Source organism: Polynucleobacter sp. 30F-ANTBAC, from assembly GCF_018882385.1.
Taxonomy (GTDB): Bacteria; Pseudomonadota; Gammaproteobacteria; order Burkholderiales; family Burkholderiaceae; genus Polynucleobacter.
Map to the genome: position 1 here is coordinate 1,008,053 of NZ_JACVON010000001.1, position 16,217 is coordinate 1,024,269.

18 protein-coding genes are annotated in these 16,217 nt (G+C 43.4%); 11 read left to right on the forward strand and 7 right to left on the reverse strand.

Annotated features, from left to right (window positions below; genetic code table 11):
- Positions 1–24: 24 nt before the first annotated feature.
- From ICN28_RS04720 to bioD, 4 genes are read left to right on the forward strand one after another with little or no spacing between them, the layout of a single operon-like run.
- Positions 25–1,005, forward strand: coding sequence for a tripartite tricarboxylate transporter substrate binding protein (locus ICN28_RS04720; RefSeq protein WP_216286583.1), 981 nt, complete (start codon positions 25–27; stop codon positions 1,003–1,005).
- A complete protein-coding gene (gene bioA, locus ICN28_RS04725) occupies positions 1,002–2,363 on the forward strand; it encodes an adenosylmethionine--8-amino-7-oxononanoate transaminase (protein ID WP_216286584.1) in 1,362 nt (453 codons plus the stop codon). Before ICN28_RS04720 ends, bioA begins: the two co-directional genes overlap by 4 nt.
- 9 nt (positions 2,364–2,372) lie before the next feature.
- Positions 2,373–3,599 carry an 8-amino-7-oxononanoate synthase gene (locus ICN28_RS04730; RefSeq protein ID WP_216286586.1) on the forward strand — a complete coding sequence of 409 codons (1,227 nt, stop codon included), beginning with the start codon at positions 2,373–2,375 and terminating at the stop codon, positions 3,597–3,599.
- Positions 3,589–4,323 carry a dethiobiotin synthase gene (bioD, locus tag ICN28_RS04735; RefSeq protein WP_216286588.1) on the forward strand — a complete coding sequence of 245 codons (735 nt, stop codon included), beginning with the start codon at positions 3,589–3,591 and terminating at the stop codon, positions 4,321–4,323. Before ICN28_RS04730 ends, bioD begins: the two co-directional genes overlap by 11 nt.
- Here the strand turns inward: bioD and ICN28_RS04740 are convergent.
- Positions 4,309–5,982 (reverse strand): long-chain-fatty-acid--CoA ligase, encoded by a 1,674-nt coding sequence (locus ICN28_RS04740; protein ID WP_216286589.1) that lies wholly within the window; start codon positions 5,980–5,982, stop codon positions 4,309–4,311. The two genes, bioD and ICN28_RS04740, sit on opposite strands and share 15 nt — an antisense overlap.
- A gap of 145 nt (positions 5,983–6,127) precedes the next feature.
- Between ICN28_RS04740 and ICN28_RS04745 the strand changes: the two genes are divergently transcribed.
- A complete protein-coding gene (locus ICN28_RS04745; RefSeq protein WP_216286591.1) occupies positions 6,128–7,324 on the forward strand; it encodes a M20 aminoacylase family protein in 1,197 nt (398 codons plus the stop codon).
- A gap of 3 nt (positions 7,325–7,327) precedes the next feature.
- On the opposite strand, the gene ICN28_RS04750 is transcribed toward ICN28_RS04745, so the two are convergent.
- Both ICN28_RS04750 and ICN28_RS04755 read right to left on the reverse strand, forming a co-directional pair.
- Positions 7,328–8,089, reverse strand: a complete 762-nt coding sequence (locus ICN28_RS04750) for a DUF3047 domain-containing protein (protein ID WP_216286592.1) — start codon at positions 8,087–8,089, stop codon at positions 7,328–7,330.
- A gap of 31 nt (positions 8,090–8,120) precedes the next feature.
- Positions 8,121–8,897 carry an enoyl-CoA hydratase gene (locus tag ICN28_RS04755; RefSeq protein ID WP_216286594.1) on the reverse strand — a complete coding sequence of 259 codons (777 nt, stop codon included), beginning with the start codon at positions 8,895–8,897 and terminating at the stop codon, positions 8,121–8,123.
- 122 nt (positions 8,898–9,019) lie between these two features.
- On the opposite strand from ICN28_RS04755, the gene ICN28_RS04760 reads away from it, so the two are divergent.
- Entirely contained in the window at positions 9,020–9,808 is a 789-nt protein-coding gene (locus tag ICN28_RS04760; protein ID WP_216286595.1) for an enoyl-CoA hydratase-related protein, read from the forward strand.
- A 15-nt stretch (positions 9,809–9,823) separates the two neighbouring features.
- Here ICN28_RS04760 and ICN28_RS04765 read toward each other — a convergent pair whose 3' ends face one another.
- On the reverse strand, positions 9,824–10,810 hold the full coding sequence (locus tag ICN28_RS04765) for a murein transglycosylase A (RefSeq protein ID WP_255536120.1): 987 nt from the start codon (positions 10,808–10,810) through the stop codon (positions 9,824–9,826).
- Between the two features lie 242 nt (positions 10,811–11,052).
- Here ICN28_RS04765 and ICN28_RS09570 point away from each other — a divergent pair, with 242 nt between their 5' ends.
- On the forward strand, positions 11,053–11,178 hold the full coding sequence (locus ICN28_RS09570; RefSeq protein ID WP_255536121.1) for a hypothetical protein: 126 nt from the start codon (positions 11,053–11,055) through the stop codon (positions 11,176–11,178).
- A gap of 17 nt (positions 11,179–11,195) precedes the next feature.
- Here the strand turns inward: ICN28_RS09570 and ICN28_RS04770 are convergent, their stop codons facing one another.
- From ICN28_RS04770 to apaG, 3 genes are all read right to left on the reverse strand, one after another.
- Positions 11,196–11,594: a type II toxin-antitoxin system VapC family toxin gene (locus ICN28_RS04770; protein ID WP_216286597.1), complete on the reverse strand. Its 399-nt coding sequence runs from the start codon at positions 11,592–11,594 to the stop codon at positions 11,196–11,198.
- The gene (gene vapB, locus ICN28_RS04775) at positions 11,594–11,833 is read right to left on the reverse strand and encodes a type II toxin-antitoxin system VapB family antitoxin (protein WP_216862367.1); all 240 of its coding nucleotides are present in this window, start codon (positions 11,831–11,833) and stop codon (positions 11,594–11,596) included. Before vapB ends, ICN28_RS04770 begins: the two co-directional genes overlap by 1 nt.
- Before the next feature lie 81 nt (positions 11,834–11,914).
- Positions 11,915–12,289, reverse strand: a complete 375-nt coding sequence (gene apaG, locus ICN28_RS04780; RefSeq protein WP_216286598.1) for a Co2+/Mg2+ efflux protein ApaG — start codon at positions 12,287–12,289, stop codon at positions 11,915–11,917.
- Between the two features lie 58 nt (positions 12,290–12,347).
- Between apaG and rpe the strand changes: the two genes are divergently transcribed.
- From rpe to trpD, 4 genes are read left to right on the forward strand one after another with little or no spacing between them, the layout of a single operon-like run.
- Positions 12,348–13,058: a ribulose-phosphate 3-epimerase gene (gene rpe, locus ICN28_RS04785; protein WP_216286600.1), complete on the forward strand. Its 711-nt coding sequence runs from the start codon at positions 12,348–12,350 to the stop codon at positions 13,056–13,058.
- Positions 13,058–14,575 carry an anthranilate synthase component I gene (trpE, locus tag ICN28_RS04790; protein ID WP_216286601.1) on the forward strand — a complete coding sequence of 506 codons (1,518 nt, stop codon included), beginning with the start codon at positions 13,058–13,060 and terminating at the stop codon, positions 14,573–14,575. Before rpe ends, trpE begins: the two co-directional genes overlap by 1 nt.
- Entirely contained in the window at positions 14,559–15,143 is a 585-nt protein-coding gene (locus tag ICN28_RS04795) for an aminodeoxychorismate/anthranilate synthase component II (protein ID WP_216286602.1), read from the forward strand. The genes trpE and ICN28_RS04795 overlap by 17 nt, the downstream gene beginning before the upstream one ends.
- A gap of 16 nt (positions 15,144–15,159) precedes the next feature.
- On the forward strand, positions 15,160–16,197 hold the full coding sequence (trpD, locus tag ICN28_RS04800; protein WP_216286603.1) for an anthranilate phosphoribosyltransferase: 1,038 nt from the start codon (positions 15,160–15,162) through the stop codon (positions 16,195–16,197).
- Positions 16,198–16,217 lie beyond the last annotated feature (20 nt).

Below are 16,217 nucleotides of genomic sequence, written 5' to 3' on the forward strand. Positions count from 1 at the left end.
GGTTGAAGTGTTCAAATAGAGCCTATGCATTACATCCTAACTTTTGTTTCTTTATGTATCCTGACTCAAACTGCAATCGCAGAGAGTTCTTGGCCTAAGCAAAGTACTCAGCCCGTGAGGATTATTGTGACATTCACGCCCGGCGGAGCCCCTGATATCCTGGCTAGAGTTTTAGCCGAACACTGGCAAAAAGATCATAATAATCAAGTAATTGTAGAAAATAAACCGGGGGCGGGTGGCAATATTGGCACCGAATTAGCGACCAAAGCAACCCCAAATGGTCACACGCTCTTAATTGGAACAGTCGGCACGCTCACGATTAATCCCTATTTATATAAAAATCTCTCTTATGATGCCCATAGAGATTTAGAGCCGATTACTTTTTTAGCAAGCACCCCTAACGTCTTAGTTTTAAATAAAGAAGTGCCAGCTCATGATGCCCGCACGTTGGTTGCCCTAGCTCAATCTAAACCCCATGAAATGAGCTACTCTTCATCGGGCATAGGTACATCCATTCATTTGTCTGGTGAATTGTTTCAGCAACTTACTAACACTCAAATCAAACACATTCCCTATAAAGGCCGAGCACAGGCTATCCCTGACCTACTCGGTGGACGAGTACAAATGAGTTTTGATAATTTAAGTTCTGCGATGCCATTAATTAAATCGGGCGACCTCAAAGCTATCGGAGTAACAAGCCTTCAAAGATCCGCTTATGCTCCAGAGATTCCAACGCTAAGTGAATCAGGTGTTCCAGCTTTACAAAACTTTCAAGTGACATCTTGGTTTTCTCTGATGGGGCCTGCCGGCATGAAAAAAGAAGATGTACGAAAAATTGCCGCAGAAACCAAAAGAATATTATCGTTACCCGAGGTGAAACAACGTTTGTTAGCCATGGGCCTTGAACCAAATCCTCAAGGTCCCGATGCTCTTAACCGATTGATCCAATCTGACTCAAAGCGCTGGTCAAAATTAATTCAAGAAACAGGCATCCAAGCAGAATGAACTCCGAACGACCCTCTTCACTTTCAGAGCAATGGATTGAGCGTAGCCTAAAAGCCGTATGGCACCCGTGTACGCAGATGAAACATCACGAACGCTTTCCACTCATCGCGTTATCTCATGCAAAAGGAAGTTGGCTCTACGATCAAGATGGTCATCGGTATTTGGATGCAGTGAGCTCATGGTGGGTTAATTTATTTGGGCACTCAAACCCTTACATTAATACCGCACTAAAAAAACAATTAGACCAGCTAGAACATGCCATGTTGGCTGGTTTCACACACCCACCCGTCGTAGAGCTATCAGAAAGGTTAAGCGCCTTAACATCTCATCATTTAGGTCATACCTTTTTCGCATCAGACGGTGCCTCTGCGATAGAAATTGCACTCAAAATGAGTTTTCATTATTGGCGAAATTTAGGACTGCCCAATAAAAAAGAATTTATCTGCTTAAAAAATAGTTACCACGGTGAAACACTTGGCGCCTTAGCTGTGACGGATGTCGCCCTCTTTAAAGATGCTTATGGTCCATTAATTGGTCAAGCTCATATCGTTGCCAGCCCTGACTTCAGACTGGCACAAGAAGATCAAACAGCCCATGATGTTGCTACTATTGCACTTCAAGATCTGGAAAGCACCCTACAAAAAAATGAAGGCAAAATTGCCGCCCTTATTCTGGAGCCTCTAGTTCAGTGTGCTACAGGGATGGCTATGTACGATTCAAGTTACTTAGTTGGCGCACGTCAACTATGCGATAAATATCAAATACATTTAATAGCTGATGAAATCGCTGTGGGCTGCGGAAGAACTGGGACATTTTTTGCCGTTGAACAGGCCGGCGAATCCGGTATTTGGCCAGATTTTCTAGCCTTATCAAAAGGTATTAGCGGCGGCTATTTACCTTTATCACTTGTCATGACTACCGAAAAAATCTATCAAGCTTTTTATGATGAAGATATCGGTCGAGGATTTCTCCACTCTCATTCCTATACGGGCAATCCTCTGGCATGCACAGCCGCATTAGCCACATTAGATATATTTAAAAACGATGATGTCATTAGTAAAAATAAAGTACTAGCATCATCCATGCAAAAAGCATTTGAATGGGGGAAGAATGATGAGCGCATTGAACATTTAAGACAAAAGGGCATGATCTTGGCATTCGATATTAAAGCGAGCGCAGCGCCCATTAACTTCTCTAAAGAATTTTTTAAAACAGCCTTATCTAAAGAAATTTTGGTCCGACCAATTGGTAGAACCATCTACGTGATGCCACCTTACACGCTTAGCGGTGACGAGCTAAATATTCTGGCCAAGGGTATTCAAGAAACGCTTCACCTGGTCATGAAAAACAAGGTCTAGAATTCAGAGATGAGCCATTCTTATATTCAGCACTACCGCGATCTTCTTCAACACCTGGATCAGCAATCTCTTCGAAGAAAATTAAAAATTAGTGAGAGCGCCAGCGCCCCAGAAATGGTCATCAATGGTCGGTCAATGCTCACATTTTGCAGCAATGATTATTTAGGTCTTGCCAATCACGCCGAGCTAACCGGTGCCCTGATAGAAGGTGCTCAACTGTATGGCGCAGGAAGTGGTGCATCACACATGATTAGCGGTCACAATCAAGCCCACGAGCAACTTGAAAAAAAATTAGCTGACACTCAAGCCTCTTTTATCCCACAAGTAAAAGCTCTCTTCTTTAGCACGGGATACATGGCCAACTTAGCAGCTATCACTGGCTTGTGCTCACTTGGAAATCAAAACGCTACGCTACGCATGACCATTTTTTCAGAAGAGCTCAACCATGCCTCTTTGATTGATGGTGTACGCCTTGCTAGCAAGCAAAATAATGCTCAAGTTAAAGTCTATCCACACCACGATTTAAAACAGCTCGAAAAACTTTTGAGCGAAGATCCCAATCCTTTTAAGTTGATTGTGACTGATGCTGTATTTAGCATGGATGGTGATATTGCCCCCATCGATCAATTACTGGAATTAGCTGAAAAATTTAATGCTTTGATTTTGATTGATGATGCTCATGGTTTTGGATTACTTGGGCAGCAAGGCCTGGGCGCATTGGATATGTTTAACATTCGTTCGAATAACCCAAACTCAGCCAGAATTATCTACATGGGCACTTTGGGTAAAGCCGCAGGACTCAGTGGTGCGTTTATCGCCGCTGAGGAAAATCTCGTCGAATGGATCATGCAAAAAGGTCGGACTTACATTTACACAACAGCAAGTCCACCCCTGGTAGCGCACGGCCTATTAAAAAGCTTGGAGTTAATGGCTCAACCCCATCATCGCCAACAGCTTTACAACAATATTCAATACTGGCAAAAGAATCTCCAGCTAAAAAAGTGGCAGTTAATGCCTTCCTCTACAGCTATTCAACCCATTGTGATTGGCAGCAATGCAGATGCTCTTAAAGTTGCTCAGCTTTTGGATCATCAAAACATCTGGGTCCCAGCGATTCGTCCCCCTACAGTAGCCGAGGGCACAGCAAGACTGCGAGTGACACTGTCAGCTACGCATACAGAATCACAAATTAACCAGCTCATTGAAGCCTTGCACGCGATTGAAAATGACTTCTAAGAAACCCCCCATAGGATTTTTTGTCACAGGAACTGATACAGAAGTGGGTAAAACACTCGTCTCCGCAGCCCTGTTACTTAAGTTACAAAAACATCACACTTCTGTCATCGGGTACAAGCCGGTTGTAGCAGGCATCAGACTGATCGATGGTCAGTTGCAAAATGAAGATCTGCTGACCTTGGCCTTAGCATCCAACCATCCAGCAGCTAAAGAAATAGAAAACATCTGCCCTTACGTTTTAAAAACTGCATCTGCACCGCATCTTGTAGCAGAAAAAGAGCAGCTTGAACTTGATTACACAACCATGTTGCAAGGCTACCAAAATCTTCAAAAACAAACTGATGCGATTGTTGTAGAAGGTGTAGGAGGATTTAAAGTACCCTTCCATCAAAATAAAGATAGCGCTGATTTTGCACAGGATCTTGGTTTACCTGTCATCTTGGTTATTGGCATGCGCTTGGGTTGCATTAATCATGCCCTGCTAACTGTCGAAGCGATTTTAAGCAGAGGTTTAACAATCGCTGGCTGGGTTGCCAATACAGTTGGACCCATGAACCTCATCGATGAAAATATTCAATCCTTGCGTCAACTCATCAAGGCCCCATTACTGGGCATCATTCCTCAGATCGATCCAGAACTAGCCTCAACACCTTACACCCTATCAGCACTCCAAATAGCAGCCAGCCACCTTCGACTACCTGAAGCTGATTCAGCCAACTCTTAATTCACGTCGTAATATTTTTCCGACATTTGTTTTAGGCAACTGTTCTCTAAACTCAACGTACTTGGGTCTTTTGTAATTTGTTAATTGGGCTTTGCAGTGATTTAGAACTTCCTCTTCGCTTAATTGAGGATCTTTTTTAACAATGTAAGCCTTAACTGCTTCGCCAGTGACTGGGTCAGGAACACCAACTACACCGCATTCCAAAACCCCTGACAACATGGCAATAACCTCTTCTACCTCACTCGGATAAACATTAAACCCGGAGACGAGCACCATATCTTTTTTGCGATCAATAATCTTCACATAACCATCCTTAGACATAAAACCAATGTCACCGGTTTTAAAAAAGCCATCATCAGTCATTGACTGCGTGGTTTCATGAGGGCGATTCCAGTAACCCGCCATTAACTGTGGTCCACGAATACAAATTTCACCTAATTCTCCATAGGACAAATTAGCCCCATCGTCTGCTCGAATACTGACATCGGTGCCTGGCAAAGGTAGGCCAATGTGCCCCGAAAATTCAGTAATCAATGGCGTGTTACAGCAAGCCACAGGAGAGGTTTCTGAAAGGCCATAACCCTCGGCAATTGGTTTTCCAGTTAAAGACAACCATCGATCTGCTGTGGCTTTTTGAACTGCCATACCACCACCAATTGCTACAAGTAAATTTGAAAAATTAATTTTGGTAAATGAAGGGTGATTCATTAAAGCATTGAATAATGTATTCACAGCCGGAAAAATATGAAACTTTTTGAGACCTTTTAATAACTTCACAAACCCAGAAATATCTTTTGGGTTGGTGACCAAAATATTGAGACCCCCACTGCGAATACCAAACATACAGCAAGCTGTTAAAGCAAAGACATGATAAAGAGGCAAGGCACAGATAAAAACCATCTGATCAATGGACTTACCTCTTAAACCAGGCTCCAACCACGCCTCAATTTGACAAACATTTGCCATGATATGTCGGTGCTGAAGAATGGCACCTTTGGATAAACCCGTTGTTCCTCCCGTGTATTGCAAGAAGGCGATATCGTTTGAATAGACTTTGGGTGATTGATAAGAAGTTTGATGCCCCCTAACAAGAGCCTCTTTAAAACTAATGCTTTCGGGCAACTGCCAAACTGGCACTAATTTTTTTAGATTTCTAACAACCCAATTAACCATCCATCCTTTAACACCCATGAGTTCACCCATGCTCGTTACGACCACATGCTTGATCGCAATCTGACTTTTTACCTTCTCATAAACGTGTGCAAAATTCTCCAAAATAATAAGTACTTCAGCCCCCGAGTCATTCAATTGGTACTCAAGTTCTCTCGAGGTATAAAGAGGGTTGACGTTCACAACAACACACCCCGCCCTTAAAGTACCTAAGAGCGCAACAGGGTATTGCAACAGGTTGGGCATCATTAATGCAACGCGAGCCCCTTTTGTTAAACCCAAAGACTGTAAATAACCAGCAAAATCTTTCGATGCCTCATTCAATTGGTCAAAAGTCATGGACTTACCCATGCAATTAAATGCATCACGCTGCGAGTACTTCGAAAAAGCAGTTTCCATCATCTGCACCAAGGATTGGCACTCATGAGGCTCTATCTGGTGAGGAACACCAGTAGGATAACTATCCAACCAAGGCTTATCGTGACTCATGCTGTTTTCTTTATTCGATGTTTTTATTTTTAACGGAATCTGCTTATTATTGTGGAATACTGCACTAAAGTAGCATGATTACCAAGCCCTAAGCGTATCAACTTAAGAAACGATATGATTAGGGCAGAGATAAAAAATTAAATCTATGAAACTATTACCAGAAGTTCTTGAATCAGTTGATCTTATTAAGGCTATTCGCCGAGATATACACGCACATCCGGAGCTTTGCTTCCAAGAAAACCGTACTGCTGACAAGGTTGCTCAGCAACTTGAATCATGGGGCATTCAGATTCATCGTGGGTTAGGAAAAACAGGTGTAGTTGGCACGATTACAGGAACACAAGGAGCAGGAAAATCACTTGGTTTGCGTGCAGACATGGACGCCTTACCTCTTCAAGAACACAACCAATTTGAACATGCTTCAAAACATGATGGAAAAATGCACGCCTGCGGACATGATGGTCACGTTGCCATGTTGTTAGGAGCCGCAGAATACCTATCTAAGCATCGTGATTTCAAAGGCACTGTTCATTTCATCTTTCAACCAGCAGAAGAAGGTGGTGGTGGCGCACGAGAAATGATCAAAGATGGCTTGTTTCAATTATTTCCTTGTGATGCCGTATTTGGTATGCACAACTGGCCAGGCATGAGTGTTGGCGAATTTGGCGTTACCCCTGGACCGATGATGGCCTCAAGCAATGAGTTTGTTATCACAGTCAAAGGTAAAGGCGGTCATGCAGCATTGCCTCACAACAGTGCAGATCCAGTTTTTTCTGCCACTCAAATTGCAAGCTCACTACAAAGCATCATCACTCGAAACAAGCGTCCAATTGATGCGGCAGTTCTTTCCATTACTCAATTTCACGCTGGTGACGCCAGCAACATCATTCCTGATAGCGCATGGCTAGGCGGCACCGTTAGAACATTCACGCATGAAGTATTGGATTTGATCGAGACTCGCTTACGTCATATTGCTACCACCGTTGCGCAAGGTTTTGATTGCGAGGCTGATGTTGAGTTCTTAAGGAACTACCCACCCACAATTAACCATCCAAAAGAAACTGAATTTGCGATTGAAGTTATGAAAAATTTGGTTGGCGAAGCGCATGTGAACCCACGCATTGACCCCACCATGGGTGCAGAAGACTTTGCATTCATGTTGCAAGAAAAACCTGGCTGCTATGTTTTTATTGGCAATGGTGATGGCGATCACCGTTCTCAGGGTCATGGCTTAGGACCTTGCCAGCTGCATAACCCTTGCTACGATTTTAATGATGCCCTTTTACCATTAGGTAGTAGTTATTGGGTCAATCTCACTCAACAATACTTATCTGCAAAATAAAGCCTACTTAACAAGCTCTATATCACCGTAAATAGCTCTTACCTGAGTACGCGTGTTATCTGTATCCGTTAACAATCCCAATCCAATGATTTTCCCTGGAGCTTCCGAAAAAGCGGCCTCATAATCTTTCACTAAATCTCGGTGATGATTCTGCCATTGGCCGAGCTGCTTTCCCCCAGTGTTCACAACAATCATTTTGATACGGGATGTTCGAGGGCTAGTGATGATCGTTTCCAGGGGGCTTTTGGCTGCCCAGACATACATCAAAGTTGCGTAGGGCATGTCGTGGCCGCTGACAATTTTGGCCATCTCAAAAACCATTTGGTCTCGTACGGGTAATTTGCCCTTATCACCATCAAAGGCTACTAAAACTCTCAGCGGTGCATCATCCCGAGATGACTCATCATTATTGGCATTGGGGATATAGTCCAAAGCCTTCCATTGCCAATTTAAAAATAAACCTTCTGCATCCCTTGGCTTTAAAGGTAAAACCAAACCCGATGCAGCAGCATCCGCATTAGCTTGTAAAACTGTCTTACCCTCATACTGCTCCAGCGAATAAACAGTCTTGTTTTTTTGCGGTGTAATGCGCCATACCTGCCAAGCCTTAGGAAGCCGACCACCTTGGTTAAGATCAGAAAATTTAACAACCTTTTCTGCAGGCGGCGCCTGCACATCACCAAGCTCTAAAGTCGCACAAGCACTCAAACTCAGAATAAAGATGATGGATAGGGTCTTAACAAAGCCTTTTTGACTGAGCAACATACTTAATTTCTTCTTGGGCAACTTGGAAGCATTATTGATTTTTAAATTTCGCTGGCCGCTTTTCAATAAATGCTGTCATGCCCTCTTTTTGATCTTCTGTTGCAAATGCTGCGTGGAATAAACGTCGCTCTAAGTGGATACCTTCACTTAATGAGGCTTCATAAGCCGTATTCACACTTTCTTTAACCATCATCAAAATAGGTAATGACATTTCAGAAATGGTCTTAGCTGCGGACATAGTTTCACTCATCAACTGCTCAGCCGGTACCACTCTAGAAACGAGGCCGGCACGCTCTGCTTCGATTGCATCCATCATCCTGGCTGTTAAGCACATGTCCATCGCCTTAGCTTTTGAAACGGCTCTTGGTAAACGTTGCGTACCACCTGAACCCGGTGGAATACCTAGCTTAATTTCAGGCTGACCAAATTTTGCATTATCAGCAGCAATAATGAAATCGCACATCATCGCCAACTCACAACCACCACCCAAGGCATAACCAGCAACTGCAGCAATCACTGGTTTACGAATACGTCTAATCGTTTCCCAATTCCGAGTGATGTAATCGCCTTTATAAACATCAGTAAATGAGTATTGCGCCATCATGCCAATGTCAGCACCTGCGGCAAATGCCTTTTCGCTACCAGTAATCACCATACAAGAAATGGACTCATCGCCATCAAACGCCAACAATGCAGCGCCCAACTCATCCATTAATTGATCATTTAAAGCATTTAATGCTTTAGGACGATTTAGCGTAATAACAGCAACACGACCTTCAATGGAAGTGACAATAGTTTCATAACTCATTTTTTCTCTTTTCAATTAATTAATGGAACTAACTGCAATTTAATAGGGCCCCATAAGAGCATATGTCCTATATCTTAAACAAGATGCTAGTATTTAGGTAATCAATTCACATATAAGAAAAAATGAATCAAGCAGAACTAACAGAGATCATTTATGAGACCACCGATCGGGTTGCTCAAATTACCTTGAATCGCCCTGATAAGCTCAACAGCCTTACTGCAAAAATGCACGAGGAATTTCGTTTAGCATTAGATTGCATAGACCAAGACCCTCGTATTCAAATCCTCATCATCAAAGGGGCTGGGAAAGGTTTTTGCGCTGGCCAAGACTTAAGTGACCCTGACTTAAAACTCAATCATTTAGGGGAAACACTTGAAATTAACTATAACCCTCTGATTTATCGCCTCACCACCATGAAGCAAATCGTCATTGCTTCTGTTCATGGCGTTGCTGCTGGCGCAGGCTGTAACTTAGCTCTTGCTGCTGATTTGACGATTGCCAGCAAAAGTGCATCTTTTATACAAGCATTCATTAAAATCGGTCTCATGCCTGATGCTGGAGGAACCTGGTTCCTTCCCAAAAGAATTGGTCTTCAAAAGGCCATGGGGCTAGCCTTGACGGGTGAGAAAATAACGGGCGAACAAGCGGATCAAATGGGGCTCATCTGGAAATCATTTGATGAAGAAATCTTGATTTCTGAAACTGCTCAGTTAGCCAACCAGCTAGCGAAAATGCCAGGATTAGCTTTGACAGAAATTAAAAAAGCGATGCAATCAAGTTTCAACCGAACACTAGTTGAGCAGTTAGCTGTTGAATGTGAAGCCCAAGATCGGTTAGGGAAAACCAATGACTTTCACGAAGGAGTTAGTGCTTTCTTAGAAAAGCGCCCAGCTCGATTTAACAATAGTTAAATTCCATTTAGGCGATTATTTGGGCAGCAAAACCCACATCCGGCCTTGTTGCTTCATTCTTCCAGCATACGAGCCAGCCTGATCACCGGTACCCCAGTAAAAGTCAGCGCGCACAGCTCCAATAATAGCGCTACCGGTATCTTGCGCCATCATCAAACGTTGAATAGGTTTTTTACTCAATGGATAAGTAGTATCAAGAAAAACTGGCGCCCCTAAAGGTAATGCCTTGGTATCAACAGCAATGCTACGCTCCGCAGTTAAAGGCACACCTAGAGCACCAATAGGCCCAATACTTGCATCATGACTGGCGGGTAACTCTCTAAAAAATACATAACGTGGATTAGCATTAAGCATTTCTTGCACACGTTTAGGATTTTTTTCGGCCCAAGCCTGAATACCCTGCATGGTTGCTGTTGCACGAGTAATTTCTTTTCGATCCAATAACCACTGAGCAAACGATTTAAATGGTTGATCATTCGTTCCTGCAAAACCAACTCGAATCACTTTTCCATCATTCATCCGAATACGTCCTGAACCTTGCACATGCATAAATGCAGCGGCAACCGCATCATCGACCCAGACAATTTCTTGACCATTCAATTGCCCGCTAGATAATAATTCAGCCCTTGGAGGCAGTGAGCTTGGCTTTTTCTTACGCCAGGCTTCTGGATATTGATGAATGGGTGTCTGGTAGACCCCCCCTTTTTTTCTTGAGCCATTCAGGTAGGGTTCGTAATAACCAGTTACTAAACCATGAACTCCTCCAGTAGAAGATCCGGATTGATGCCGAATTTCCATCACCTTCATATAACTTTGAAAGTAACGTCGAATTGAATCACTGCTAGTGGCATCCACTTTGCCCATAGCACCACAAGCAGGCTTCCAATTCAGGTCACTTGGATTTCGCTTCAATAAACCCTGGCAACTTCTTTTCCAGGCGGGCCATGCTGCAGTCAAATCATCCTCTTGCCAACCTGGCAAGTCCCCCCAAGATACTGGCATAAACTCAGCAATGCGATTGGAATAGCTACTTTCCTTTGACACCTCTTTCGTGGACCGAGGCGAATACTCAGGAGTTGTTGAGCACGCTGACAAAAAGAATGAAAGAACAAAGAACCATGTGCTTTTTTTTAAAGTCTTTTTCAGGGGAAGGTTATTCATAGTTGGATGGGCTATTTAATCTATTAGGCTTATGATGCCACTTATCAGAAAAGTGACATTTTCACTTTCAAGGAGAAACTAAATTGAGTGATTTATTTGATGAATTTCCAATGCTTTTATTTATTTTAGAAGCAGGTGTTGCCTTAGTAATTTTCATCATTATTGTTGTTTGGACCATGATGGGCAGAAAAGACCGTCAAGATCGTTAAGATCCTTAAATCTAGAATTAAACCCAATTCTCTAATGCAAGGTGTGGCACTCTTTTAAATTCTTTTAAATTATTGGTGACTAAAGTGAGCCCTTGGCTAATGGCGTGTGCAGCAATATGTATATCGTTCTCACCAATAATTTGCCCTTTTTTCTCTAATTTAGCCTTGATTTGGCCGTAATGCTGTGAGGCTTTAGCGTCATAAGATAAAACTTCAAGATGACTAACGAATTCCTCTACAGCCTCTAAATTTTTATCAACCTGCTGACTTTTTTCTGCCCCGTACATCAACTCGGATAGGGTAATGCTAGATATCGCCATTCGGCTGGCATTTTTATTGAAGACTTCTAATACTTTTATGGGTCTTCTTTTAAGCACGTAAATAACTATATTGGTATCAAGTAAGTATCTCAGCATCACAAACGTTCTCTTTCAGCGCTTCTCTGCTCGCCACGCTCATTCATAAAATCATCACTGACAACCGGACCACTTAAAAAGAAACTATCCCAGGTGTTATCAAGAGGCGTAATAATCCTATCGCGACCACGAATTCGCACAACAACTTTTTTCACTTCTTCGGGTAATCTAACTTCCGCTGGCAATCTAATGGCCTGAGTACGGTTATTAATAAAAACGGTTGCAGTTGTTATTGACATGAAGCACCTTTACCTAGCTTGTATATAGCATAAGTATATAGCATTCACAATCGATCGGCCACATCCAACAAATCGGGCTGATTAATGCAGTGTTCTTGGCATGACAAGCGCAAACTCTGGAATAGGGGTTTGAAAAAACTGAGCATCTTCACTGCAACAGAAGAATTCACCTCTCATGGTTCCCATAGGGGTCGGTAAAGTTGCCCAACTGGTGTACTCAAACTGCTCTCCAGGGCGTAAAAGTGGCTGTTGCCCTACCACTCCTAAGCCGCGAACCTCTTGAACCTCGTTATCACCATCTGTAATGATCCAATGACGGGCAATCAGCTGAGCTGGAAGTTGCCCTATATTTCTAATCGTAATGGTGTAAGCGAAGGCAAACTGCCTATTTTCGGCATCTGACTCGTCAGGGAGGTAGCTGACTTTGACCTGAACATTGAATTGGTGTTGTTCCATAGCAAGATTCTCCGCTATAGAAGACGCTACTGCAAGCCAGACCGAGCTAAAATGACTTATGGCTAATACAAATACCCCACAAACCTACTTAATTGCCCCCTCCATTCTCTCGGCTGACTTTGCTCGCCTAGGTGAAGAAGTCAGATCAGTACTGGCTGCGGGGGCTGATTGGATCCACTTTGATGTAATGGACAACCATTACGTACCCAATTTAACGATAGGCCCTTTGGTTTGTGAGGCTATTCGTTCTTACGCAGTCAAGGACGGTCAGCCAGCCTGCATTGATGTGCACTTAATGGTTGAACCAGTCGATCGCATCGTGCCGGACTTTGCCAAAGCAGGTGCTAATTTAATTAGCTTCCACCCAGAAGCCAGTTCTCACATTGATAGAACTTTAGGCTTGATCAAAGATAACGGCTGCCAAGCAGGCTTGGTCTTTAACCCAGCCACACCACTGCACTACCTAGACCATGTTTTGGATAAGTTAGACTTGGTTCTTCTCATGTCGGTCAACCCCGGCTTTGGCGGACAATCTTTTATTCCAGGAACTTTGGATAAATTGCGTGAAACCAAAGCCAAGTTGAATGCTTATGAAGCTAAATCTGGACGAAAAATTCGTTTAGAGGTTGATGGAGGTGTAAAAGCCGACAATATTCGCGAAATCGCTGCTGCTGGCGCTGATACTTTTGTGGCTGGATCTGCCATCTTTGGCAAACCTGATTACAAAACCATCATTGATACGATGCGTGGAGAATTAGGAAAAGTTTGATGCAACGTAAAGACTTCAACGCCTTGGCAAAACAAGGCTATAACCGTATTGCTTTAGTTTCCGAAGCTTTAGCAGATTTAGAGACGCCTTTATCTCTTTATCTAAAACTCACCCAAGAGCACGGTTCAAAAAATACCTTCCTATTAGAGTCTGTCGTGGGCGGTGAACGCTTTGGACGTTATTCGATTATTGGCTTGCAAGCCAAAACCTTAATTAAAGTGAGTGGTGGTCCTAAAAACACGTTGACCCAAGTGATAACAGATGGTCAGGTTGTTGAAACTGATCATGGCAACCCTTTAGACTTCATTGCGGATTATCACAAGCGCTTCAAAGTAGCGTTACAGCCAGGTTTACCTCGTTTTTGCGGTGGTCTAGCTGGTTATTTTGGTTATGACACCATTCGTTATATTGAGCCTCGCTTGGCTGAGCAAAAATTACCAGACGAAATGAATTTGCCAGATATTCAGTTGATGCTGACGGAAGAGTTGGCAGTCATTGATAACCTAGCTGGTAAGTTATATCTAATTGTTTATGCCAATCCACAAGTGGCCGATTCTTACGAGCAAGCACAAAGCCGACTTCACGATTTACGCCAAGGTTTGACTGCAGCGGTTAAGAATCCGAGCACGGCTCCCACTCAGAAAACAGAAGCGATCCGTAAATTTGCTAAAGCTGATTTCATCGATGCTGTTAAACGGACAAAAGAATATGTCTTGGCAGGCGATTGCATGCAAGTAGTGATTGGTCAAAGAATCAGCCAACCCTACACCGATTCACCCCTGTCTCTTTATAGAGCTTTGCGATCCTTAAATCCTTCGCCCTATATGTACCTTTATGACTTTGGTGATCATCAAGTAGTTGGCTCATCCCCAGAAATCTTAGTTCGCCAAGAAACAAAAAATGTAGCTGGCGAGCAAAAGCGTTATGTCACTGTTCGCCCGATTGCTGGAACACGCCCAAGAGGCACCAATCCAGAACACGATGAGCAGTTAGCCAAGGAACTATTGGCAGACCCCAAAGAAATTGCCGAACATGTGATGTTGATTGATTTAGCGCGCAACGATGTCGGCAGAATTGCTAAAAATGGTAGCGTTAAAGTGACTGATCGCATGGTGATCGAAAAGTATTCTCACGTTCAACACATTGTGAGCTCGGTTGAAGGTGAACTCTTAGATAGCGCTACCAATATGGATGTTTTAAAAGCCACTTTCCCAGCAGGCACCTTATCTGGCGCTCCAAAAATTCGCGCTATGGAAATCATTGATGAGATGGAGATTGTGAAACGTGGCATTTATGGTGGTGCTGCCGGCTACCTATCTTTCTCAGGCGACATGGATGTGGCGATTGTGATTCGAACAGGCATCATCAAGGATGGCCATGTTCATTCTCAAGCAGGTGCGGGTGTGGTCGCTGACTCAGATCCAGAATCTGAATGGAAAGAAACGGAAGCCAAAGCACGCGCTGTACTACGCGCTGCTGAAATGGTTCAAGGAGGTCTCGATGCTAGTAATGATTGATAACTATGACTCCTTTACTTATAACTTGGTTCAGTATTTTGGTGAATTAGGTGCAGAGGTAAAAGTTTTTAGGAATGATGAAATCACCATCCCTGAGATTGAGGCGTTGAAGCCTGATCACATTTGTATTTCTCCAGGACCGTGTAGCCCTAAAGAGGCTGGCATCTCGGTTGCCGCCTTGCAACACTTTGCCGGCAAAGTGCCTCTGTTAGGTGTTTGCCTAGGTCATCAAGCCATTGGTGAAGCTTTTGGCGGGAGAGTCATTCGCGCCAAACGTGTCATGCATGGCAAAACAGATACAGTTCATACCACTCAGCAAGGCGTCTTCAGAGATTTACCAAAAGAATTCACGGTCACTCGTTACCACTCTCTTGCTATCGAAAAAGAAAGCTTGCCAGTTGATTTAGAAATTACAGCCTGGACTGATGATGGTGAAATCATGGGTGTACGCCATAAGAAATTTGCAATTGAAGGCGTTCAGTTTCATCCAGAATCCATTTTGTCAGAATACGGTCACGAGTTATTAAATAACTTTTTAAAGACTCAAAGCCCTGTTATTAAAGCTTAAGACTGAAGGTTTAATTATGTCCATTACGCCACAAGAAGCCTTACAGAGCTGCATTGAACATCGTGAACTAGCTCATGACGACATGTTACAGATCATGCGTGCCATCATGTCAGGCGAACTATCGCCAACAATGACTGCATCTATCTTGACAGCTTTGCGCTCGAAAAAAGAAACGATTGGTGAAATCTCAGCAGCGGCCATGGTGATGCGTGAGTTTGCGACACCAGTCACTGTTGCGGATAACAGTCACTTCGTCGACATCGTTGGCACAGGTGGAGATGGCGCTCACACATTTAATATTTCAACCACGGCCATGTTTGTAGCAGCTGGGGCTGGGGCAAAAGTTGCCAAGCATGGTAATCGCAGCGTCAGTAGCAAATCTGGCACTGCTGATGTTTTAGAGGCTTTAGGTGTATGTATCACCTTGCAAGCACCCCAAGTTGCCAAATCTCTAGATAGTTGTGGCATGGGGTTTATGTTTGCTCCTAACCACCACCCAGCCATGAAGAATGTGGCTGCCGTTCGAAAAGAAATGGGGGTTCGGACTATTTTTAACATCCTAGGACCACTCACTAACCCAGCAAATGCACCGCACATGTTGATGGGTGTTTTCCACCCTGACTTAGTTGGCATCCAAGCTAGAGCTCTTCAAAAATTAGGTCTTCAGCACGCCTTAGTTGTGTACGGCAAAGATGGCTTAGATGAGGTATCTCTTGAGGGACCCACGATGATCGGTGAGCTCATTCATGGTGAAATTAAGGAATATGAAATCTCACCCCAAGATTTTGGTTTAAAGACATGCTCCACATCGCACTTTAAAGTAGCCAGCCCTGAAGAATCTATGAAGATAGTTTTGGGTGTTTTGAATGGTGAAACGGGTCCCGCTCAAGATATTGTTTGTCTAAATGCTGGCGCTGCACTTTACGCTGCTGATCTTGCCAAAGACATTGGTGAGGGACTTATCATGGCCCAAGCAGCTATTCAAAATGGTCAAGCTAAAGCCAAATTAGATGAGTTCATTGCAACAACTCAAAGACTAGCAACATCTCAATAAAAATATCAAGAATATAAAAA